The organism is uncultured Gemella sp. (assembly GCF_963529685.1).
Lineage (GTDB): Bacteria > Bacillota > Bacilli > Staphylococcales > Gemellaceae > Gemella.
Window position 1 is genome coordinate 1 of the sequence record NZ_CAUSAI010000025.1, and the last position, 24,501, is coordinate 24,501.

Sequence of the window (24,501 nt, forward strand, 5' to 3'; positions counted from 1 at the left end):
TTCATTTACTTGTGCAGTATCTTTACTAATGATCAGCACCTCCTATTTATAAATTCATTAAATACTAAAAGCATTAAAAAAAAACTGAGTGCAAAACACCCAGCATAAAATTCTACATTTCATCTACATTTACCTGAACAATCTATATTGGCAGGTGAGAAACGGGTGCTTCTACTTTTGTATTCAACATTATTTATTTTACATACTTTTTATAGATTTGTCAATAGGAATATAACATTTTTTTTATATTCCTATCGACTTTCATCTATTTTTATTAAATAGAACCTAATTCTTCGTGTAATTCTTCTTCGATTGGTCTACTTAATTCGTTATCTACTTCTAATTCTAATTCATTTTCTGCTTTAATATCAACATCATTATATCTTGGCATACCAGTTCCAGCTGGAATTAGCTTACCAATAATAACGTTCTCTTTAAGTCCCATAAGTTTATCAACTTTTCCTTTAACAGCTGCGTCTGTAAGAACACGAGTTGTTTCTTGGAATGAGGCTGCAGATAAGAAACTTTCTGTTTCTAATGAAGCTTTAGTGATACCAAGGATTACAGGTTTAGCTGTAGCCATATTTCCACGTGCTTCAAGAATTTTTTTGTTTTCATCTGTGAATTTATGAATATCAACTAATGAACCTGGAAGTAAGTCAGTATCCCCTGCATTGATTACGCGTACTTTTCTTAACATTTGGCGGACCATAACCTCTACGTGTTTATCACTGATTTCTACCCCTTGCATACGGTAAACTTTTTGTACCTCTGTTAATAGATAGCTTTGAACAGCCTCTAATCCTGCAATTGATAATAGTTCTTTTGGTTCGATAGAACCTTCTGTTAAAGCTTGGCCACGTTTAACTTTGTCGTCCTCTTTAACTAACATACGGCTAGCGCCATAGTCTTGATATTCTCTTTCTTCACCGATTTCACTTAATACGTAAATTCTACGTACGTGATTATTATCGATTTCAACTTTCGTAACAGTTCCATCAACTTCTGAGATTAATGCCTTACCTTTAGGATTACGCGCTTCAAATAACTCTTGAATACGAGGTAACCCTTGAGTGATATCGGCACCGGCAACCCCACCTGTGTGGAATGTACGCATTGTAAGCTGTGTACCAGGTTCTCCGATAGATTGAGCAGCAATTGTACCAACTGCTTCCCCTACTTCTACTTTTTCACCTGTAGCTAAGTTTTTACCATAACATTTTTCACAAACTCCGTGACGAGAGTTACATGTAAATGCTGATCTGATAACAACACTTTTAATACCAGCTGCTTCAATTTCTTTAGCTGTATCTAATGTAATTAATTGGCCATCTTCAACGATAACTTTTCCTGTCTCTGGGTGGACAACAGTTTCTTTACTGTATCTACCTTCAAGACGCTCTTGTAAGCTTTCGATTTCATCTGTTCCATTTTTAAGTGCCGCTACTCTTAATCCACGTGATGTACCACAGTCGTTTTCACGAACTATAACATCCTGTGCAACGTCTACAAGACGACGAGTTAAGTAACCAGAATCGGCAGTTTTAAGTGCTGTATCGGCAAGACCTTTACGCGCACCGTGAGAAGAGATGAAGAACTCTAATACTGTTAATCCTTCTTTAAATGATGAACGTACAGGCATTTCCATGATACGTCCTGATGGAGATGCCATCAGACCACGCATTCCGGCTAACTGTGTAAAGTTTGACGCGTTACCACGGGCTCCAGAGTCACTCATCATGTAAATTGGGTTAGTCGCTGGAAGAGAGTCCATAAGTTGATCTTGGATGATATCTTTTGCTTTTGCCCATTGAGCAATAACGTTTTGATATCTTTCTTCTTCAGTTAATAGACCACGTCTATATAATGTTGTGATTTTATCAACATTAGCTTGTGAGTCTGCTAAAATTTCATATTTATTAGGTAGAACGAATACGTCACTTACCCCTACTGTAATACCCGCTCTTGAAGAGTATTTGAATCCTAAATCTTTCATTCTATCTAACATCATAGATGTTTCAGTAATGTGGAATCTATTAAAGATTTCAGAGATAATTTTTGATAAGAATCCTTTTTTGAATGGTGTTACAGCTTCTTTTTCTGCTATAAAAGCTTTTAATCCATCTTCTGTTAAATCAGATGGCGATACGAAATATTTATCAGGAGTCGCAACTTCTAAATTGTCTTTAGTAGGTTCATTTAGATAAGGGAATCCTTCTGGTAATATATCGTTGAATATTACTTTACCAATTGTAGTAACAAGTAATTTTTTATTTTGTTCTTCTGTGAATGTTGGATTTTCAAATGATTTAGCCGCGATACCAACACGAGTGTGTAGGTGAATATATCCATTTTGATAAGCAATTCTTGCTTCATCAGCATCTTTGAAAATCATTCCTTCCCCTACTGCTCCAGGTCTTTCAAGTGTTAGGTAGTAGTTACCTAATACCATATCCTGAGATGGTGTAACTACTGGTTTACCATCTTTAGGGTTAAGGATGTTTTGAGCAGCTAACATTAGCATACGCGCTTCTGCTTGTGCTTCTTTTGATAATGGTACGTGAACGGCCATTTGGTCACCGTCAAAGTCAGCGTTGAACGCTGTTGTAACAAGAGGGTGAAGACGAATAGCACGTCCTTCTACTAAGATTGGTTCGAATGCTTGGATACCAAGTCTGTGAAGAGTCGGGGCACGGTTAAGTAATACCGGGTGCTCACGAATAATATCTTCTAAGATATCCCATACATGATCTTCCATTCTTTCAATTTGGTTTTTAGCATTTTTAATATTATTAGCTAATTCACGTTTAACTAATTCACGCATTACGAATGGTTTGAATAATTCAAGTGCCATTTCTTTAGGTAATCCACATTGATACATTTTTAGGTTTGGACCAACTACGATTACTGAACGACCTGAATAGTCAACACGTTTACCTAATAAGTTTTGACGGAAACGACCGTGTTTACCTTTTAACATATTAGATAATGATTTTAATGTTCTATTACCAGGACCTGTTACTGGACGACCACGACGTCCATTATCGATTAATGCATCAACAGCTTCTTGTAACATACGTTTTTCGTTTTGTACGATTAACCCTGGTGCTTTAAGTTCGATAAGTTTTTTCAGACGGTTATTACGGTTAATTACACGTCTATATAAGTCGTTTAAGTCACTTGTTGCAAATCGTCCACCATCTAATTGAACCATAGGTCTTAATTCAGGTGGGATAACAGGTAATACTGTCATAATCATCCATTCTGGTTTATTTCCAGAGTGTTTAAACGCTTCGAATACTTCAACACGTTTGATGATTTTTACAACTTTTTGACCTGATTTATAGTTACTTTCACTTAATTCTTTAAGTTCGTTTTTAAGTTCTTTAAGTTCTTTTTCGATATCTAACTCAGCTAATAAGTCGCGAATTGCTTCAGCTCCCATTTTAGCTACGAAAGAGTTTGCTCCAAATGTACTACGTGCTTCACGTACTTCACGTTCAGAAACAATTTGTTTTTTCATGAAGTCAGTTTCACCTGGATCAATAACAATGTAAGAAGCAAAATAGATTACCTCTTCTAATTGTCTTGGGCTAAGGTCAAGTAGAAGACCCATTCTACTTGGAATACCTTTAAAATACCAAATGTGGCTGACTGGGGCAGCTAATTCTAAGTGCCCCATTCTTTCACGACGTACTTTTGCCAAAGTAACGTCAACTCCACATTTATCACATTTAATGTTTTTATATCTTACTCGTTTGTACTTTCCACAAGCACATTCCCAGTCTTTAGTTGGACCAAAAATTCTTTCACAGAATAGTCCATCATTTTCTGGTTTTAAAGTTCTATAGTTAATAGTTTCAGGTTTTTTAACCTCTCCATAAGACCAACTTCTGATTTTTTCAGGAGAAGCTAAACTAATTTTCATATATGCAAAATTATTTACGTCTATCAAGGAGCATACCTCCTTTATTTTTTTGTATAAAAGCCTTGAATAGTTCTTTGTGATTAATTGTAAAATTTATATTATTCTTCATCTGTATCGTCTTCTTCTACATCATCATACTCATCTGTATCTGACATTAAAAGACTTGCCAATGCCTGATATCCTGAAGTTTCTTCATCGCTATCATCTTCTTCTACATCTTCATATTCATCTGTATCTGAAAGAATTAAATTAGCCAAACTTTGATATCCTTCTTCAGCATCTTCATTTGAAGCTTCAACTTTTTCAGAAGCTTCTTCTGAATTTTCTTCATCGTGGTTGTGATTGTGTGACTCATGGAAATCAATAGTATCTCCTAAATCAATGTCACCCATGTCAACTTCGTTATCATCATTATCCATTACTCTAAAGTCCATACCTAAGGCTTGAAGTTCTTTCATAAGCACTCGGAATGATTCAGGGACACCAGGACGTGGAATATTTTCACCTTTAACGATTGCTTCGTAAGTTTTCACACGACCATTAGTATCATCTGATTTGTATGTTAAGATTTCTTGAAGAGTATATGCAGCACCATAAGCTTCAAGTGCCCATACCTCCATCTCACCAAATCTTTGTCCACCAAATTGAGCTTTACCTCCAAGTGGTTGTTGAGTTACTAATGAGTATGGTCCAATTGAACGAGCGTGAAGTTTATCATCAACCATGTGTGCAAGTTTAATCATGTACATTACCCCTACAGATACACGGCTGTCGAATGGTTCACCTGTACGTCCATCATAAAGAACTGTCTTAGCATCTTTAGCCATTCCAGCTTCAGCAACTGTAGACCATACATCTTCATCACTAGCACCATCGAATACTGGTGTAGCAACGTGAATTCCTAATTGTTTAGCAGCCATACCTAAGTGTAGCTCTAATACTTGCCCAATGTTCATACGAGATGGAACCCCAAGTGGGTTTAACATTACGTCAACTGGCGTACCATCTGGTAGGTAAGGCATATCTTCTTCTGGCAAGATATTCGATATAACCCCTTTGTTACCATGACGTCCAGCCATTTTATCCCCTACGCGGATTTTACGTTTTTGAACGATAAATACTCGAACAAGTTCGTTTACACCATTAGGTAATTCTGCCCCATCTTCACGTTTAAAGATTTTAACATCAGCAACTACTCCATCAGCACCGTGAGGTACACGTAATGAAGTATCACGTACTTCTTTAGATTTAGCTCCAAAGATAGCATATAATAATTTTTCTTCTGGAGTTTGTTCAGTTAATCCTTTCGGTGTAACTTTACCTACTAAAATATCTCCATCTTTAACTTCAGCACCAATTCTAATAATTCCTCGTGCATCTAAGTTTCTAAGTGCATTTTCACCTACGTTAGGAATTTCACGAGTAATTTCTTCAGGTCCTAATTTAGTATCACGAGCATCTGTTTCGTATTCTTCTACGTGGATAGAAGTATAAACGTCATCTTTTACAAGACGCTCACTCATGATAACAGCATCCTCATAGTTATAACCATCCCAGTTAACGAATGCTACTACAAGGTTTTTACCTAAAGCTAATTCTCCTTTATCCATTGATGGACCATCCGCAAGGATATCTTTAGGTTCTACTCTATCTCCAACTTTAACAATTGGTTTTTGGTTGTAAGCTGTAGAGTGGTTAGAACGTACGAATTTGTGAATTACGTATGTATCTAAGTCACCTTTAATCTCTTTACCTTCTAGTGTTTCAATACGACGTACTTTAATTTTTGCTCCATCTACGTATTCAACGATACCTGAGTATTTAGCGATAACCGCAGCTCCTGAGTCACGTGCTGCAAGGTGCTCCATACCTGTACCAACGAATGGCGCTTCAGTAATCATTAGAGGTACTGCTTGACGTTGCATGTTCGCTCCCATTAGGGCACGGTTTGAATCGTCATTCTCTAAGAATGGAATACATGCAGTCGCAGCAGATACTACCTGTTTAGGTGATACGTCCATGAAATTCATCATTTCACGGGGTTTAACCGTGTTATCTCCTCTGAAACGACAAACTACTTCAGCATCTACGAAGTACCCTTTTTCATCAACATTAGCAGTTGATTGGGCTACCACGTATTTATCTTCTTGATCAGCTGTCAAGTATTGTACGTTTTTCGTTACATATGGGCGTCCTTCTCCATCAAATTCAACTTTTCTATATGGAGTCATAATAAATCCAAATTCATTTATACGAGCAAATGAAGAAAGTGAGTTGATAAGACCGATGTTTGGCCCCTCTGGAGTTTCAATTGGACACATACGACCATAATGTGAATAGTGAACGTCACGTACTTCCATCCCTGCACGTTCTCTTGTTAAACCACCAGGTCCAAGTGCAGATAAACGACGCTTGTGAGTAAGCTCACTTAATGGATTTACTTGGTCCATGAATTGTGAAAGTTGAGAACTTCCAAAGAATTCTTTAATAATTGCTGTAACTGGTCTTACGTTAATTAGTTGTTGTGGCGTAATTTCATTTGTATCTTGAATACTCATACGTTCACGCACAACACGTTCCATACGAGAAATACCTACACGAATTTGGTTTTGTAATAATTCACCGATACAACGTAGACGACGGTTACCAAGGTGGTCGATATCATCTACACGTCCGATTAATTCAAATTCAAATCCATCGTTATTTCTACGAGTTCTAATTAATAATAGATAGTAGTTAATACTTGCTACGATATCAGCAATTGTTAATGTTAGAACATCTTTATTAGGTGCTCCATTACCAATTACGTGTAATACTTGATCATCAGTTAATTCATCGATATTGAAGTCGTTACCTACTTTAACTTGGTTTACAATTTTGAATAATTGTAATTTTAGGCTATCGCTTCCATCAAGACTTTCATTCATATCAAATTCAACTACGTTAGCAGTAGTTCCTAATTCAGTATAAATTCCATCAATGATTTCACGAGTTAATTTAGTACCTTTTTCTACTAAAATTTCTCCTGTTTCTGTATCAACGATTGGTTCTACTAGAATTTGGTTTTCTAGACGTTCACCAACGTGAAGTTTGTTATTTAATTTGTAACGTCCTACTTTAGCAAGGTCATATCTTCTTGGATCGAAGAATCTACCGTGTAAAGTTGCTTTTGCAGTTTCTACGTTAGCTGGTTCTCCAGGACGTAATTTATCATAAATTACTTTTAACGCAGTTCCTGTATCTAGGTTTTCATCTTTTTCTAATGTGTTTAATAGCTCTGTATCTTCTCCGAATAATTTAATAATAGATTCGTCAGATTCAAAACCTAACGCTCTTATAAGCGTTGTTAAAGGGATTTTTCTAGTTCTGTCGATACGCGCATAAACTAGCCCTTTAATATCTTTTTCAAATTCCAACCAAGCTCCTCTGTTCGGAATAACAGTTGTTTTATAGGCATTTGGAATATTTTTAACTTTTAATTTATCATCTTCTGTAAAATATACAGAAGGTGAACGTACTAATTGAGATACAATTACACGTTCTGCACCATTGATAATAAACGTACCAGTTTCTGTCATCAATGGTAATTCACCCATAAATACTTCTTGTTCTTTAATTTCGTCACGTTCTTTATTAATTAAACGTACTCGCACTCTTAAAGGTGCTGAATATGTAGCATCGCGTTCTTTTGATTCATCAACATCATACTTAGGTGTCCCTAATTTATAATCGATAAATTCTAAACTTAATTTTTCATTATTACCCTCAATCGGCGATACATCTTTAAAAACATCTTTTAGACCAGTTTCTAAAAATTTATCATAAGATAACGTTTGAATTTCAATTAAGTCCGGTAAATCAATTACCTCTGATATTCTAGCATAGCTACGTCTTTCTCTGTGCTTACCAAATTTAACTTTTTGCAACTGTGTCACCTCTCAGCTTTTCTCTTAAAAACTAAAAAGAAAATATAAACATTTTCTCTTACTTACTTACTTATATAATTTTGGCAATTCTACCTAAAAGAAAATAGAATTACTTGCAATATATCATTTTATCATAGTCATAGCAAGTTGTCAATTATTTTACAGCTTTCAGAATATAATAACCTTTATTTTTCGTTACAACTTCCACCATAGAAAAAACTTCTTCTAATAATTTTTTACAACTAGCCATACCTTGTTTTTTTTGTATAACCACCCAAAGTTCTCCTTTGACATTTAAGTGTTCATAACTGTCCGTCATTATTTTATGTACGATTTTTTTCCCAGCTCTTATAGGCGGGTTTGTTAAAACTATATCAAAGTTTCCTTCAACATTATCAAAGGAACTACTTTCTAGTACTTCTACTTCATTCTCTATTTTGTTAAGTTCAATATTTTTTTTAGATAACTCTAAAACTCTATTGTTCACATCTACCATAGTGAACCTAAAAGTCGGATATTTTTTTGCCAGGAATATAGATATAACTCCATAGCCACATCCAATATCCGCTACTTTAGCATTTTCTTTATCTGTGCTGAAAGATTCTAGCATTGTTTTAGTACCAAAATCAACACTTTCTTTAGAAAATACTCCGTTATCTGTATAAAACTTTAAATTCTCATTCGCTATTGTTGAGTTAATAATTTTTTCACGACTTTTTGTCGTCGGATTATTTGTATAATAATGTTCCATAATAAAGACACCTCTTAAAATGAAAGAAAATAGTATATCCCATAGCTAGACACTTGAGATATACTATTTTTGTTATTATCATCGTATCAAATATTCTCAAATAGAATATTATTGTTTATTTACATCTATCTTTTTATCTACTTAGAATAGAAATTATTTAACTTCTACAGTTGCTCCAACTTCTTCTAATTTAGCTTTGATTTCTTCAGCTTCTTCTTTAGAAACTCCTTCTTTAAGTGTTGCTGGCGCTCCATCAACTTTTTCTTTAGCTTCTTTTAATCCGTCTCCAGTGATTTCACGAACAACTTTGATTACTTTAATTTTTGATTCTCCAGCACTAGCTAAAACTACGTCAAATTCAGTTTTCTCTTCAGCAGCTCCAGCAGCAGCTCCACCAACTACAGCTACAGGTGCAGCAGCAGTTACTCCGAATTCTTCTTCAATTGCTTTTACTAAGTCGTTTAATTCTAAAACTGACATTTCTTTGATAGCGTCTAAAATTTGTTCTTTAGTCATTATAAATTTCCTCCGATTTTTAAATTATGTATTTTAATATATTTTTTATTTATTAAGCTTCTTGTTCAGCTTTTTGGTCTGCAACAGCTTTAACAGCTAAAGCAGTATTGCGCATTGGCGCTGTTAATACAGATAGTAACATTGAAAGTAATCCTTCGCGGCTTGGTAATGACGCGATAGCTTTAATTTCAGCTTGATCTGCAACTTTTCCTTCTATAACACCAGCTTTTAGTTCTAAGTTTTCGTGTTCTTTAGCGAAATCGTTTAAAACTCTAGCAGGAGCTACAGCATCGTCTGTTGAGAAAGCAAAAGCATTTGGTCCAGTTAGAACTTCATCTAATCCTTCAATTCCTGCTTGCTCCATCGCACGACGAACTAATGAGTTTTTATAAACTTTAAAAGTTAAACCTTCGTTACGCATGTTGTTACGTAATTCTGTTACTTCCGCAACGTTTAATCCACGGTAGTCAGCAATAACAACTGAAGAACTTGCTTTAATTTCTTCTGCGATTTGATTTACTAACTCTTGTTTTCTCTCAATAGCTTTTGACATTGAACTTCCTCCTAAGTAGATTTATCAATTTCAGTACCATTAAAAAAACCTTCTTGCATGCGAGAACATACAAAAAGGCACATAAGTTTCTTTTCGAATTTTGTCCTCGGTAGGTTAATTAAGGATTTCTCCCCCTACTGTCTACGGTACATTTTCAACTGACTTAATTAGTTTAATATAAACACTTTGTTTTGTCAATAGTTTTTTTAAAAAAAATTCAAACTCTTTTTAAAATAGTTTTTACAATATTATTTATTTAATCTATCATTACAAAATATTTCTATAGCTTTAGAGATATACTCAGCTACCCCTTCTCCAAATTTATCTATATTATTCTTAAATTCTGGATTTTGAGAATATCCCTTTCCTATATACGAGAATACTTCAATACTGCAATCAAATGCATACTTATTCATATAGTTATATAAATCTTCTACTTTTGATTGAACTTCTTTTTCTTCTATACTAAATCCGTCTTGTTTATATTCAGCCATTGAACAAAAAACACTATTAAATTTCTCAGCAACAATATCTTCTTTACCACTCTGTCTTTTTTTCGATTCTTCGATTGTTTCTTTCCCATATTTTTCTATAGCTTGTTCTTCATACTTATTTAAGTCTTCTTTTTTAAATCCATTAAATTTTTCTTCTATAGTCATTGTTTGTTCTCCTTTATATGTTTTTATTGTTTTTTCTATATTATTGAGAATTATTTCAAACTTCTCTTTTTCTTTTAAAATTAATTCACGTTGTAGTTCAAGTATTTTTAAATTATCGTCATCTGCATCTAGTAATTTTTTTATATCATTTAACTTAAACTTTAAAAATTTATAAAATAGTATCTTTTGAAGTTTTTCTAAATTCTCATCCGAATAATCTCTATACCCGTTATTTAATTTTTCTGGAATCAATAGTCCTATTTCATCATAATATTGTAATGTTCTTGCACTCACTCCTGTAAGTTTTGCAACTTCATTTATCCTCATATTAATTCCTCTATACTTTATAATATTTCACCAGTGATAAATTTATTATATACCATAACGCAACGTGAGGGTCAATACTAAAATAAAAAAATCGCTAAGAAAATTTCTTAACGATTTTTTATGAATATTATTCAAATACTTTTTTTAAATCTACAGCTTTATTTAAAGCTTCTGTAATAACTATACCAATTACCATCACGATAACTTGTGATAATAAAAGTGATCCGTAAATAGCTGTAAATGCCTCAAATTCAAATGGTACTCTTGCAGAGTTTTCACCACTAAAGATAGCAATTTCATATGCAATAATAGGCATACAAACAACTAAATAAATAATAATATTAACGATGTGTCTAGCAATTCTGTTTTTTACAAATTTAAAGACAAAAATACTGATTGCTAATGCTAACCCTGTTCCTAAAGTTCCAAAGAACACATCTACAATTCCAAGTGGACTAAAAATATTAGCAATTGCTACCCCTAAAGTAATAGGGAACCAATATTTTTTACTAAACACCACTAATTGAGATAGTGATTCACTTATACGAAATTGAATTGCACCGTATGAAAATGGTGCTATAGCTACTGTTAACACCACATATATAGCTGCTATTAACGCTTGAATAGTTAATACTTTAACTGCATTATTTTTCATTATATCTCCTTATCTTGTTCAAGAGAAAAGAAAGAAGTACCGATTTGAGAAACCAGTACTTCAGGTTTTTTTTATAGATGGATCTCTCAAACATCTTTTATTATAATAAAGTCAGAAGACAAATAACCTTACCTATGTAAAATTAAATATCAACGTCATATATACTAACATACTTTATACTAGTAAGTCAACAAAAAACCAAAAAAATATAAAAAAAATAAAACCACTCAAAAAAATTTATAAAAACACCTTGCATTTACATTTTTAATATGTTAAAATGAGGTAGTTGTATCTAACAACACTTAATTCATTGTAATTAAGAATATTAATTAATATTTCTTAGTAATAAAAATACGAACCAGGAGGTGAATCGAATGCCAAACATTAAATCATCAGTATTAAGCGTAAGAAAAGATGCTAAAACTAATGCTGCTAACACAGCTAAAAAATCTGAAATGCGTACAGCTATTAAAAAAGCTAAAGTAGCTAAATCTGAAGGTGCTGCTAACGCTGCAGAGTTAGTAAACCTTGCTTACAAAAAAATCGATAAAGCTGCTAAAACTAACTTAATCCACAAAAACGCAGCTGCTAGATATAAATCAAACCTAGCTAAATAATAAAAAAACTACTTGGGCTTCCGAGTAGTTTTTTTCATTTATTTAATTATTTCCATTACTTTTTTAACATTCAATTCTTACTTTAAAGAATTTAGTAGTGTTTTTATTCCTTAATTATACTATTTTAATTCCTCAATTAGCTTATTAATAAACAAGTCTAATATGATATACTTATCCATATAAGATGATTTCAATAATTTATCATAATCTGCTGCTAAAATAAGAGTTTTCATTATTTTTTCAACACTATAATTTCTAATTCCCTGCGCTGCTAATTGCACTCTATATGGATGAACACCTAATTCTTTTGCTATATCTTTTTGGGAGTAATGTTCATTTAACAATACTTTTACTTTATAATAAACTCTTAATTGTCCACTAATTAATGAAAGCAAAAATATCGGTTCTTCTTTCTTAAGAACTAACGAGTTATAAACTTCTCTTAATTTAGAATAATTTTTTCCAAATAGTTCATTAGTAATACTAAAAACATCATATTCTAAACTGCGTGTAGCTAATAGTTCTATGTCTGTTCTTGTAATAATTCTCTTATCTTCACAATAAAGGAGCAGTTTTTCTAATTCTTTTTTTATATTTGCGAAATCTAACCGAGTATAATTCACTAAAAATTCAGCATCATCTTTCGAAATCTTCATATTAGAATCAGTAACAGTTTTTACTATATAGCTTGCAATTTCTTTTTCATTAAAATTAGAAAATTCTTTAACTTCTCCTACTTCCTTTATTTTCTTTATTAATTTCTTCCTACTATCAATCTTATCTGTTATCTTTAAAACTAGTACAACTTCTTTACTAATATTGTCTATATAATTACTCAAAGTATCAATGTTATGTTCTACTTTTATTTTTTTAGGTTTCGAAAGTAAAAAATTACAATTCTCTGCAACAACTACCTTTTCATTACCAAATAAACCGCTACTACGACATTCATATACTAATGTTTCAAGAGTATTTTCTTGCATATTAATTTTTATATAATTAAATTCATCTACCTCTTTCAAATAATTCTTAGCTATATTTTTTTCATAATCATTAATAGCCTCAAAATTTTCTCCATATATCACATAGATATTTTTCATCAATTATCTACCTCAATCTCAAATTCTGAACTTTGATTTTTTATTTTTACTTTACCTGCAAAATAATATACAGTAGTCATTCCTAGTTTAATCTCTGTTCCTTCTTTTAGAATTATGTAGTCTACCTTCTTAAACTCAGCTATATTTCTTAACTCTATGAAGTTCATATTTATACTATCAACTACTATAACCTTTTTAATCAGTCCATTTGCCAATAAATCTTTTGAATATTCACTCTTTCCTTTTTTTGCTGAAGTAAGGAGAAGATAATCAAACTTATTCTTCCCTTCATAATTCAAAAGTAAATCATACTCATTCATTATATCATATTCTTTATCTTTTTTTCTGTAATCAGTGTAAAAATTTTTTATATTACTAGATGTATTTACTAACATATTGCTTTGATTTGCTCTAATATAATAGACATTCTCTTTTCCAATTTTAAGTTTTTCAACATAATTTCGTGGAAGATAAGTTACCCCAAAACACAATATTATTATAAAAAATCCACTTGCAGAAGCTCTAATATATTTAAAATTATTCAATTGTACCATTATCAATATTACAAGGATAAAGATTACAACAATAAACAATAAACTTTGTTGTCCTATACGAATAGGAGCTGCTAATAAAAAGGGATCCTGTATTCTATCAAATAAATTAAATATGAAATTTAAAAGTGGTTTACAAAATACGTTAAAACATTGACTACTTATTAAAAATATTACATAACTAACTAAAACTAAAGGAAAAATTAAAATACTAAAAACAGGTACTAGTATAATGTTACTAAACACTGAAATATAAACTATTGTACCGAAATTATACAGTAAAATAGGAAAGCTTGCCAGAGTAGAAATAAGACTAATCCTAAAAGCCCCTTGAAATTTATTCTTAGAATCTTTGATAAAACGTCCCGACATTAATAAGCAAAATGTTATCAAGAAAGAAAGCTGAAATCCAATATTAAAAATAAACATAGGATTGACCATTAATAATATTAACAGCGTAAGAAGTAGACTACCCAACTTATCAATATTCTTTCTTCTAAATAGTATATATAATATAATCATAAACCCAGCCCTTAGAACAGATGCACTTGCTCCGCTAAGTAATATGTATATCGGAATGATAATAAGTATAATTTTTTCAATAATATTAACACTAATATTTAATTTTAATAAAATAAAATATATTAGAGAGATTAGCACCCCAATATGCAATCCAGAAATCGCTAGTAAATGACTTGTTCCCAAATTTTTAAAGGCAGATACATCATCCCTTTGTAAATAACTCTTATCTCCAAATATTAAAGCTTGAAAATATCCACTTTTATCAAAAGTAAGTTCTCTATCTATCTTAAGACTTAATAGATTTCTATATGTTAGTAATTTAAATCCAAATGAGTCTACATTTTCAACTTTATATAAGTCATTAATAGTGACTTTTTTAAAAACACCTCTTTTCTCATTATACTTCTTATAGTCAAATGAGTAAAAATTAGTTTTACTTGGGATATCATCTATCGTGGCATTTACCACCAGCTTTCCTCCCCAAAATTTTTCTCTAAAAAACCTCTTTTCATCCTCATTTTTCACTATATAATTAATCAAAACTTTTTCGTTATTAATATATCCAATTCCAGACATATAATTACCATTAACATCAATCTTATCAGAAACTAATACCTCAAAATTTTTATTTTCTATATTATTTAAATGTGAAGTATTAGTTTTTTGTTCATATGCTCCCCGAATAAAAAACGCTAAGAAGACCATTATACAGATAATAGTTTTCCTAGCATCAAGATTTTTATTTTTCCAAGTTATCAGTAGAAAAATAACAATACATAGCATAGATATTACTACGTTAAAATTTAATAATATCGCCCCTAATGCTAGTAAAGAAAGTTGTAAGTAAAACATTATTTATTATTTAATAACCTTTCAATCACATTGTTTACATCATAATCTATTTTTCTTATGATTACACCTGATTTTTCTAATAACTCTCGAGCATATTCATTATTTCTATAATCATTTGCATAGCAAATTTCTTTTATCCCTGCTTGAATTATAGATTTTGTACAATTTAAACAAGGAAAATGTGTAACATAAATTGTCGCACCTTCAGTTCCTACTCCAAATTTAGAACACTGCAAAATAGCATTTATTTCAGCATGAATAGTTCTAACGCAATGTCCTTCTACTACTTTGCAACCAACATCTATACAATGTTCATCACCCTTAATAGATCCATTGTACCCACCAGAAACTATTCGTTTATCTTTAACTATTGTCGCACCAACAGACAACCTGCTACAAGTCGATCTAAGTGACAATAGGTGGCTTTGAGCCATAAAGTACTCGTCCCAACTAATTCTTTGCATAATTATACCTCTATTTTATCTTTAATTTTTTCAAAAGTAGCCTTACCTATACCTCGTACTTTTGTTATATCTTCTTTCTTTTTAAAATCTCCATTTTTTTCTCTATGTTCGATAATTGCCTCTGCCTTAGTTTTACCAACCCCTGAAATTTTCATGAGTTGTTCCTTATTAGCCGTATTAATATTTATTACTTCACCACTAGATGAACTAGTTGTACCAATCTCAGACATTTGTTTAGGTTTTTCCCCATGTTTAAGGACATAAATAACCATTTGATCTTTTACTTTTTGGCTTAAATTCAAAGTAGATGTATCAGCATCATCTAAAAGGCCACCAGCTACATCTATTAAATCCTTTATCCTCTTATCCTTTGTAGTTTCAAAAACACCAGGATTTTTCACAGCCCCCTTAACATCAACAAAAATCTTTTCATCTTGTTTATCATCATTTTTTTCTTCATTATCTATTCTATCACTTTTATGATTTGAAAAACTAATGTTATTATAGTCTTCTGTTTTATTATAATTAAAGTAATAGAGCCCTATTCCTATAACAACTACACTACAAAAAAATGCTAAAACAATAGATTTAATATTTTGTTTAAAAAACACAACAGTTTCTTCTTTATTAATTCTCATATTTATCCCCCCGATACTTATATTATATCACTAAATTTGTAAGATTAATAACGAAAACTAAGAAAGATTCATTTATATTTAATTATTTTAAATTATCCTTAAGCAAAACAAACTAAAAAATCCTAAAAATTAGATTTTCTCTAACTTTTAGGATTTTATTACATATTATAGTTGAAGTTTTTTCCCGTCTTTATAGACCTCATCGATAATTGCTCCACCTAGACAAACATCTCCATCATAGAAAACAACCGCTTGTCCTGGTGTAACAGTTCTAACAGGCTCTTTGTAGACAACTTTTACTTTATTATCTTCTAAAACTTCCACCTCTACCTCAGTATCTGGTTGACGATATCTGAATTTTGCAGTACATGTAAATTTATTAGGTTGTGGATTTTTAGTTGTAAACGATAGTGAACTTGCTAATAAACTATCTGAGTAAAGTTTTTCATTGTGGAATCCTTGGCAAACGTACAGTATATTATTTTCAAGGTCTTTACCACATGCAAACCAAGCTTCACCTTCAGTATCTTTAGTTCCACCGATACCTAAACCATGACGTTGACCAATTGTATAATGCATAAGCCCAACATGCTCCCCACGAACATTACCATCTAAATCAATCATCTTTCCTCCTTGAGCTGGTAAGTATTGTGATAAGAATTCTCTAAAGTTTTTCTCACCGATGAAACAAATACCCGTTGAATCTTTTTTCTTCGCTGTCGCAAGTCCCGCTTCTTCTGCTATCTTACGAACATCTTTTTTCTCAAGTTCTCCTACCGGGAATAAGATATTTTTGATTTGATGTTGTTTTAATTGAGATAAGAAGTAAGTTTGATCTTTATTATTATCTACACCACGTAACATTAAACGTTCTCCATCAACATCCTTAACTCGAGCATAGTGACCAGTAGCCACATAATCAGCACCCAAGTCCTCTGCGTATTCTAAGAAAACTTTAAATTTAATTTCTTTATTACACATAATATCTGGGTTAGGTGTACGACCTTTTTTGTATTCATCTAAAAAGTACGTAAATACTTTATCCCAATATTCTTTTTCAAAGTTAATAGAATAATAAGGAATATCTAGTTGTTCACATACTTTTATAACATCCTCATAATCCTTCTCAGCAACACAAACCCCTCTATCATCTTTTTCTTCCCAGTTTTTCATAAATACTCCAATAACATCATATCCTTGTTGTTTTAAAAGATACGCTGTTACTGATGAATCTACTCCGCCGCTCATTCCAACTACTACTTTTTTGTTGCTATTCATTATAAGTTCCTTTCTTTTATTCTCTTCTCTAAAGTTACAATTTTAGTTATAACTTCGTCTATTAATTCTTTATTAATATCGAAACCAACACTTATTCTTACAGAATGTGCTGCACGTTCAATATCATACATTTCCTTAATTATACGACTACCTTTTATATTACCAGAACTACAAGCAGAACCTCCAGATATATAAATAGATTGTGCATCCAAATACGTTATAAGCCTTTGTGCTTCTATATTTTTAAAGTAAACATTTAAAATATTAGGTAACGAATTTCCTATAGATCCATTCACCTCAAATTCAATATCACTCTTTTCAAGTTTTGCAATAAAATAATTTTTCAACTCACGAAGACTTGGTATAGATGCCAATGTTTCAGTTAAACAGTCACAAAGTACCAACATTCCTAACAAGTCAGTTGTACCTGAACGAAGACCGTTTTCTTGTCCTCCACCTAAAAGAAGTGGTTCAACATCCCCATCTTTTGCATATAAAAATCCGAAATTATTAAGTGAGCCAATCTTATGAGCAGAGGCAGAGGCAAAATCGAGACCTAATTCTCTAACATTTATTTCTATTTTTCCTAGAGCTTGAACAATATCACTATGTAATAATATGTTTTTACCGGCTATAAGATTTGAAACTTCTTTTAGAGGATTTAATACTCCAGTTTCATTATTTGCTAGCATTATTGAAATCAATACCGTATTAGAATTAATCTTTTCTTTTAATTCTTCTAGATTTATAGTTCCACTTTCATCTACTGATAGCTCATGTACGATAAATCCAAATCTTTCAAGTCTCTTAGCACTCGCTTTAACCGAAGGATGCTCTATTGAAGAAATTATTATCTCTCCTGTTTCAAATCTAGTTAACACATGGTTAAATACTGTATTATTGCTCTCAGTGCCCCCAGAATTAAAAATAATTTCATTACTACTTGCATTTAGAGATTTAGCTATTTTTTCGCGACCTTCACGAACTAGCCTATCATTTTTCTTACCTAGAGTATGGCTACTACTTGGATTAGCATAGATTTCTCTTATTACATTCATATTCTTTTCTATAATATCAAAATGTTTTTTTGATGTAGCTGCATAATCTAAATAAATATTCGCCATATCATCGCCTCCTAATTATAATTATACTATATTTTAACACAAATAATGGTCAAATAAAATCAATTGCACTTTATATAAAAGTATTATCTATATTCTCAATTTTTTCTAAAGTAATCATCTACATCAGCTAGCATTCTTAAACCCAAACTCTCAAACTCCTTATCGTTGACACGTTTTGTATAATTTAATATACCTAGTGCAGATATAAATATTAAACTATTTTCTAATTCTTTTGAAATTGCTTTTTCAAATGAATGTGCATAATAATGTTCTAAAAACAATTCTATTTTACTTTTATCATTATTCAAATCCTGATAAAAATATTTAATAAAGTCTAAATAATAACTAGCATACTTCACTCTCTCAAAATCTATTAATACTAAGCTATCATCTTTTTTCATTATATTTCTCAGACCAAAATCACCATGGATTAACACTAATGTGTCTTCATATTCTGCTTCTAACACTTTTATATTTTTTAAGAATTTCGAGTTAATTTCACATACCTTTTCATATTCTCTTCTATCAGCTATTCTTGACACATTTTTCTCTAAAACTTTTTCTAAAGATACTTCTTTTTCATTTTTTATCAACAGCCAATTATCTTTATGAAATTCAGCAATTAACTTTGCAATTCTAATAATATCATCATCAACCATAGTTTCTCGTGTTATTGGTATATAGTCTTCATACTCTAATACAAAAGCATTATACTCTTGTAAATTCAATAATAAATTATTCTGTTCTTTTAATACTTCATACTCTAAATTATATTTTAACGGATCTTTAAAAATCTTAACAAAAACTTCTTTATTAAACTTTTTAGAAAAACCTGCATAATGCTTATTTTCAGAAATATGATTAATTTTTTGTAAGTCTGCATCTAATAATTCATCAAGTTGTCTTTTCATAATTCACCAAAATAGTCATAAAAAAGGAGTGACTCAAAAACCATGATTTTGAAAAAATCAATTTTGTCGAGTCAGTCTCCTTCTAATGCTTATCCTCTAACTTCTTCTAAATCTAATGTTGACTTCGCATTTAGCGTTAACGGATTAGAAAAAATATTATTTTTATAATAATAGTATCCTACTGCTCCCATCATAGCTGCATTATCGCTACAATAGCTCATTTTCGGAATAAGTACTTCTACTCCTAATTGTTGTTCTAGTTCTAGGATTTGCTTACGAAGTTCGCTATTTCCTGCCACTCCACCCGCTAATATCACTTGTTTTACGCCTAAATTAACAATAGCTTTCTTAGTTTTAGCAATTAAAACCTCTACTACCGCTGTTTGGAAGCTACAAGCTAAATCTTCAGGTACAATTTCTTCACCACGTTGTTTTGCATTATGAACAAAGTTAATCACTGCTGACTTCATACCTGAAAAACTAAAATTATAATCGTCACTATCAATCATTGCACGAGGGAATTTATACTTATCTTCACCCAATTTAGCTAATTTGTCTACTTTAGGACCTCCAGGATACTCAAGATTTAACTGTCTTGCGACCTTATCGTAGGCTTCTCCTACAGCATCATCATAAGTAGAACCGATTATTTCAAATTCAAGCTCATCTTTCAAATAAACAAGTTCTGTGTGTCCCCCGCTAACTACAAGAGCTAATGATGGATAAACTATATCATTGTCTATATTACTGGCATAAATATGTCCTGCAATATGATGTGCACCTATTAAAGGTTTATCTAAAGCATAACCTAATGTTTTCGCCACATTAACACCAACTAGTAATGAACCGATTAATCCCGGTCCTTGCGTTACACAAATTGCATCTATATCGTTTAAAGTAATTTGAGCTTCTTCCAAAGCTTCTTCAACAATCTGCATTACTACTTCTATATGTTGTCTACTCGCTATTTCAGGCACTACCCCTCCAAATTGCTTATGAGTTTCAATTTGACTACTTACGATATTCGATAGTACTTCTTTACCATTTTTCACGACAGCAACACTCGTTTCGTCACAACTTGTTTCTATAGCCAAGATAGTTACATTTTCTAAATTTTTACATTCTTTCATTACTAAAATCCCTTACCATTACAAAAGCATTTTCTCCATTATTTTTGTAATAATTTTTTCTCATATCAACTGTTGTGAATCCAGATTTTTCATAAATAGTTATCGCAGGCATATTACTAACACGCACTTCTACAATAGCCTTTTTAACACCTTTTAATTTTAATAATTGCATAACATAAGTGAAGAAAATTTGACCTAATTTCTTATTTTGATGAGGTTTATCTATAACTATTTTATTAACTTGATATTCATCAGCTACAAGCCAACCACCACAGAATCCAATAATTTCACCATCATTAAATAATCCATAATATTCAGCGTTTTCATGTTCCAACTCAGATTTAAACATTTCTTTCGTCCACGCATCTTCAAAATTATCTATATCAATTCTTGATAATACATCTAAATCATTAACATCTACTTTATTTATTTTTATCATTTTCAAGTTCCCTTTCTGCTTCAGTTTTTCTTAAATATTGTGGTTTCATATTATAACAATCAATCTCTTCTAAAGAATCATATATTTTTATAACATTAGCAGCTCTAACCATTTCATCATTTTTTGATCCATCAAGAAGATAATCGTTTAATTTCGCTATATCCTTACTAATGTACACATATTCTTCGTTCTGCAAAGATAAAAAGTTGTTAATTTCCTCAAGCGAATAATATCCTTCTTCAAATACTTCTACTAATTTACCAGCTTCATTTTTATACACCGCTCCAAAAACATTAGTACGACGTGCATCAATAAAAGATACTAATAACTTATTACTATCAAATTCTAATAACGCTTGTAATTTTAATGATGACACTTTTTTTAATTTAATCTTTAATGTATAAGCTAAAGTTTTACATACTGCTGCGACTACACGAATCGCTGTGTATGAACCTGGTCCTTCACTTGATATAATTTCAGTTAAATCCGTTTTTTTCTTATTAGCTTCTTTTAAACAATTATCAATTTCCTCTAAAATAACAGCTGATAAATTATTACTACATACAAAGTTTTTCTCAGCTAATACAGTCTTATTTTCAAAGCATGCGATTGAACACACTCCGTTAGAAGCTTCTACTATTAAACTTACCAATTTTCACGAATCCTTTCTTCAATTTTTTTATATTCTCCACTAGAAATAACTTCAATTTCTCTGTAATCATCTACTAAGCGAATATTGAAAATTAATCTTTCACTTGGTAAAAACTCTTCAATAAATTCGCCCCATTCGATAACACTCACATTATTTTCAAAGAAAATATCTTCAAAACCTAAATCTTCATCACTATCTTCCAAACGATAAGCATCAATATGATACAATTTTCCATTAGGATATTTATATTCTTTCATTATATTAAAAGTTGGTGAATTAACCACACTCTTTACACCTAAATATTCAGCTAAATATTTCGTAAAAGTAGTTTTTCCTGCTGCTAAATCTCCATTTAACAAAAGAACTAATCTATCTTCTATACCTTCACTAACAATTTTTGCTAAACGTTTAGTATCCTCTAAATCTCTTATAACTATTTTTAACATTGTTAAACCTTCTAAATTTTTAAATTTATTTACCAACTACTATAATACCATATTTACCAGTATATTCCAACAACTAATAGTATAAATAATGGCAATATCCATATTAAATATATTGAAATTAGAAACTTTTTTTCTATCTATCCCATTATCTTTAAAAATATAAAATAACACCAAGATATCTTTATCTTAGCGTTATTATAACTCATTCAATACAGCGTTAAATCAAATATTATTTTACAACTCTTACTCTTGAAGTTCTTTCAATTTGTGCGGCTTCTTGTAATTTTTCACCAAATGGCATTTGAGCACGTAATACTAAGTTCGCTGGAATATTCCATTCAGCAGCAACTTTCCCATCGATAACTGGGTTATAGTGTTGAATGTTAGCTCCAACTCCAGCCTCTGCTAATGCATTCCAAACTGCAAATGATGCAATTCCAGTTGATTGTTCTGACCAAATTGGGAAATTATCAGCATATGATGGGAATTGTTCCTGAAGTCCTTTTACTACATCGTGATCTTCAAAGAATAAAATTGTCCCATAAGCCGCAGCAAAACTATCAATTTTACCTTTTGTAGCTGCTTTAGCTTCTTCATTTTTTAAGAATTTTTCTAATTCTCCAAAAGTAATATCCCAAAGTTTTTGGTGGTTTTCACCTAATAATACTACTGCATGAGCAGTTTGTGAATTAAATGCACTTGGTGAATGTTTAACAGCATTATCAATAATTTCTAACACTTCTTGTTCAGATACTGGTAAGTTTTTACCTAACGCATATACACTTCTTCTATTTTGATATAAATTTTTTGCTTCTGTCATTATTATGTCCTCCGTTTTTTAGCTATTGTCAAACCTTATTATTTGTTTTATAATTATTATATATAATTATTATATATATAATTATAATATTAACTAAAAAAATAACAAGTACGTTTTTTTATAATAGTTAGTATCATTTATGATAGAATTGTATAATATCAATGAAATTTTAAGGAGATTTTTATGGAACAACAAGAACCTTTTGGAAAATGCCCTTTTTTTACAACCCAAAAAATATTGTCTGGTAAATGGACTATACTAATTCTTCACCTACTTGAAGATAAAAGTGTTAGATTTAACGAGTTGCAAAGATCACTAGGGACAATCACCCAAGCTACACTAACAAAACAATTAAAGCAACTAGAACATGACGGACTTATAAATCGCAAAGTCTATGCTCAAATTCCGCCTAAAGTTGAATACAGTCTGACAGATATAGGGAAAAAATTTCAATCAGTACTTAATGAATTAGAAATCTGGGGAAATGACTACATAGATTACTTAAAAGAAAATAGAGAAGCAGTATAGAACTATGGATAAACTAAATGAAATCAAATCAAAACTTCACCTTCTTTCTAGTGAACAACTAGACATAATTTATAGACTAATTTCTTCTTGGGATATTAAAGACAATAAAATTCAAACTGATGAAAATCTAGTTAAAAAAATCTACGAAAGTACTATATCCCCTATAGAAGATCCTCTAAATAATTATACAGAAGAAGAACTTTTAGAAGAATATGGCGTATTATTTTACAATCAAAAAGGTACGGCAAGCTCTAATTTTGGAGAAGTTTCCATTGAATATAATTATGATGATAATCATACAACTCCTAGTTATAATGAGCAGATAGAACTTAACAGGATTTTTAATATTGAGGATAATAATACCTATTTGGAAACAATTAATTCAAACAAATCTACTTTTGACAAACCCTCAAATACTAACACTTCTAGTATTGAACTCGACGATTTTGATCCACTATTTCCAGATACTGATTTCGATTCTTTAACAGGACTAAACAAAAGTAAATACGATGATTTAGACTTTTCAGCTTTAATATCGAAAAAACCAAAATAAATATTTTAAAAATGATGGGCATGACTCAAAATTGTGATTTTGATATATACCCCCGTATAGTTTATTAGATGTCTAAATAGCTTTTATAAAGCGAATTCAGATATCAATAAACCATTATTCCTATACGCTCTCTGATAAACTTTTTTTAAAAAAATTAGAACTTTGAGTTATTCCCATCATTATTTAATGTAATTAGTTCTTCAGTATATTTAGAACGTGAAAAAATCTAAGTCTATGAAATTATTCTTCTATAAAATAAATGTACACTTCTATTCTTTTAAATTTGAGATTTTATTAAATCAAAATAATTTAGTTTATACTTGAATTTTATACCACTAAGTTGTATTATTTTAATATCTACTCAATTGAAAATACTTTTATTTTTATTGGTTAGTTATTTTTTTTAAAAAAACTTAACAAAATACTTGCAATTACTTATCCAGTGTGATATCATATTCAAGTATGTAAAAATACAAAACTTGATTGAGTGGGAGAACGAAAAATCTAAAGACGTTCAAATGACCACATCACGAAAAATATATAGGAGGTTTTATCGTGGCT

The 24,501-nt window shown here is 31.0% G+C and carries 22 protein-coding genes and 2 other annotated features; of the genes, 3 read left to right on the top strand and 19 right to left on the bottom strand.

The window, feature by feature from the left end; translation table 11 throughout:
* Nucleotides 1–69: 69 nt before the first annotated feature.
* Nucleotides 70–183: a sequence feature (ribosomal protein L20 leader region), on the bottom strand.
* Between the two features lie 91 nt (nucleotides 184–274).
* From rpoC to RWS90_RS04965, 7 genes are all read right to left on the bottom strand, one after another.
* Nucleotides 275–3,955 (bottom strand): DNA-directed RNA polymerase subunit beta', encoded by a 3,681-nt coding sequence (gene rpoC / locus RWS90_RS04935; protein ID WP_314549171.1) that lies wholly within the window; start codon nucleotides 3,953–3,955, stop codon nucleotides 275–277.
* A 71-nt stretch (nucleotides 3,956–4,026) separates the two neighbouring features.
* Complete coding sequence (rpoB, locus tag RWS90_RS04940; RefSeq protein ID WP_314549172.1) at nucleotides 4,027–7,854, bottom strand: DNA-directed RNA polymerase subunit beta; 3,828 nt, start codon at nucleotides 7,852–7,854, stop codon at nucleotides 4,027–4,029.
* 154 nt (nucleotides 7,855–8,008) lie between these two features.
* A complete protein-coding gene (locus RWS90_RS04945; protein ID WP_314549174.1) occupies nucleotides 8,009–8,605 on the bottom strand; it encodes a class I SAM-dependent methyltransferase in 597 nt (198 codons plus the stop codon).
* Nucleotides 8,606–8,758: 153 nt separating this feature from the next.
* Entirely contained in the window at nucleotides 8,759–9,121 is a 363-nt protein-coding gene (gene rplL / locus RWS90_RS04950; protein WP_314549176.1) for a 50S ribosomal protein L7/L12, read from the bottom strand.
* A gap of 52 nt (nucleotides 9,122–9,173) precedes the next feature.
* Nucleotides 9,174–9,674 (bottom strand): 50S ribosomal protein L10, encoded by a 501-nt coding sequence (gene rplJ / locus RWS90_RS04955; RefSeq protein ID WP_314549177.1) that lies wholly within the window; start codon nucleotides 9,672–9,674, stop codon nucleotides 9,174–9,176.
* A 32-nt stretch (nucleotides 9,675–9,706) separates the two neighbouring features.
* Nucleotides 9,707–9,839: a sequence feature (ribosomal protein L10 leader region), on the bottom strand.
* 83 nt (nucleotides 9,840–9,922) lie between these two features.
* Complete coding sequence (locus tag RWS90_RS04960; protein ID WP_314549180.1) at nucleotides 9,923–10,660, bottom strand: MerR family transcriptional regulator; 738 nt, start codon at nucleotides 10,658–10,660, stop codon at nucleotides 9,923–9,925.
* A gap of 127 nt (nucleotides 10,661–10,787) precedes the next feature.
* Entirely contained in the window at nucleotides 10,788–11,315 is a 528-nt protein-coding gene (locus RWS90_RS04965; protein ID WP_314549182.1) for a QueT transporter family protein, read from the bottom strand.
* Nucleotides 11,316–11,689: 374 nt separating this feature from the next.
* On the opposite strand from RWS90_RS04965, the gene rpsT reads away from it, so the two are divergent.
* Nucleotides 11,690–11,932, top strand: a complete 243-nt coding sequence (gene rpsT, locus RWS90_RS04970; protein ID WP_003145397.1) for a 30S ribosomal protein S20 — start codon at nucleotides 11,690–11,692, stop codon at nucleotides 11,930–11,932.
* A gap of 119 nt (nucleotides 11,933–12,051) precedes the next feature.
* Here the strand turns inward: rpsT and holA are convergent, their stop codons facing one another.
* The 12 genes from holA to RWS90_RS05030 form a co-directional block, all read right to left on the bottom strand.
* Entirely contained in the window at nucleotides 12,052–13,032 is a 981-nt protein-coding gene (gene holA, locus RWS90_RS04975; protein WP_314549185.1) for a DNA polymerase III subunit delta, read from the bottom strand.
* Nucleotides 13,032–14,957, bottom strand: a complete 1,926-nt coding sequence (locus RWS90_RS04980; protein ID WP_314549188.1) for a ComEC/Rec2 family competence protein — start codon at nucleotides 14,955–14,957, stop codon at nucleotides 13,032–13,034. The genes holA and RWS90_RS04980 overlap by 1 nt, the downstream gene beginning before the upstream one ends.
* Nucleotides 14,957–15,421 (bottom strand): ComE operon protein 2, encoded by a 465-nt coding sequence (locus RWS90_RS04985; protein ID WP_314549190.1) that lies wholly within the window; start codon nucleotides 15,419–15,421, stop codon nucleotides 14,957–14,959. Before RWS90_RS04985 ends, RWS90_RS04980 begins: the two co-directional genes overlap by 1 nt.
* A gap of 2 nt (nucleotides 15,422–15,423) precedes the next feature.
* Nucleotides 15,424–16,059 (bottom strand): helix-hairpin-helix domain-containing protein, encoded by a 636-nt coding sequence (locus RWS90_RS04990; protein WP_314549192.1) that lies wholly within the window; start codon nucleotides 16,057–16,059, stop codon nucleotides 15,424–15,426.
* Between the two features lie 165 nt (nucleotides 16,060–16,224).
* Nucleotides 16,225–17,337 carry a tRNA 2-thiouridine(34) synthase MnmA gene (mnmA, locus tag RWS90_RS04995; protein ID WP_314549195.1) on the bottom strand — a complete coding sequence of 371 codons (1,113 nt, stop codon included), beginning with the start codon at nucleotides 17,335–17,337 and terminating at the stop codon, nucleotides 16,225–16,227.
* Complete coding sequence (locus RWS90_RS05000) at nucleotides 17,337–18,461, bottom strand: cysteine desulfurase family protein (protein ID WP_314549198.1); 1,125 nt, start codon at nucleotides 18,459–18,461, stop codon at nucleotides 17,337–17,339. The genes mnmA and RWS90_RS05000 overlap by 1 nt, the downstream gene beginning before the upstream one ends.
* A 95-nt stretch (nucleotides 18,462–18,556) precedes the next feature.
* A complete protein-coding gene (locus tag RWS90_RS05005) occupies nucleotides 18,557–19,372 on the bottom strand; it encodes a phosphotransferase (protein WP_314549200.1) in 816 nt (271 codons plus the stop codon).
* Nucleotides 19,373–19,461: 89 nt separating this feature from the next.
* Nucleotides 19,462–20,502: a tRNA (adenosine(37)-N6)-threonylcarbamoyltransferase complex transferase subunit TsaD gene (gene tsaD / locus RWS90_RS05010; RefSeq protein ID WP_314549201.1), complete on the bottom strand. Its 1,041-nt coding sequence runs from the start codon at nucleotides 20,500–20,502 to the stop codon at nucleotides 19,462–19,464.
* Nucleotides 20,489–20,941, bottom strand: a complete 453-nt coding sequence (gene rimI / locus RWS90_RS05015) for a ribosomal protein S18-alanine N-acetyltransferase (protein ID WP_314549203.1) — start codon at nucleotides 20,939–20,941, stop codon at nucleotides 20,489–20,491. Before rimI ends, tsaD begins: the two co-directional genes overlap by 14 nt.
* Nucleotides 20,925–21,593, bottom strand: coding sequence for a tRNA (adenosine(37)-N6)-threonylcarbamoyltransferase complex dimerization subunit type 1 TsaB (gene tsaB / locus RWS90_RS05020; protein ID WP_314549206.1), 669 nt, complete (start codon nucleotides 21,591–21,593; stop codon nucleotides 20,925–20,927). The genes rimI and tsaB overlap by 17 nt, the downstream gene beginning before the upstream one ends.
* Complete coding sequence (tsaE, locus tag RWS90_RS05025) at nucleotides 21,587–22,039, bottom strand: tRNA (adenosine(37)-N6)-threonylcarbamoyltransferase complex ATPase subunit type 1 TsaE (RefSeq protein WP_314549209.1); 453 nt, start codon at nucleotides 22,037–22,039, stop codon at nucleotides 21,587–21,589. The genes tsaB and tsaE overlap by 7 nt, the downstream gene beginning before the upstream one ends.
* Before the next feature lie 229 nt (nucleotides 22,040–22,268).
* Nucleotides 22,269–22,859 carry a nitroreductase family protein gene (locus tag RWS90_RS05030; protein WP_314549212.1) on the bottom strand — a complete coding sequence of 197 codons (591 nt, stop codon included), beginning with the start codon at nucleotides 22,857–22,859 and terminating at the stop codon, nucleotides 22,269–22,271.
* Between the two features lie 183 nt (nucleotides 22,860–23,042).
* On the opposite strand from RWS90_RS05030, the gene RWS90_RS05035 reads away from it, so the two are divergent.
* Nucleotides 23,043–23,387, top strand: coding sequence for a helix-turn-helix domain-containing protein (locus tag RWS90_RS05035; RefSeq protein WP_314549214.1), 345 nt, complete (start codon nucleotides 23,043–23,045; stop codon nucleotides 23,385–23,387).
* Nucleotides 23,388–23,391: 4 nt separating this feature from the next.
* Entirely contained in the window at nucleotides 23,392–23,940 is a 549-nt protein-coding gene (locus tag RWS90_RS05040; protein ID WP_314549218.1) for a hypothetical protein, read from the top strand.
* Nucleotides 23,941–24,501: the final 561 nt, after the last annotated feature.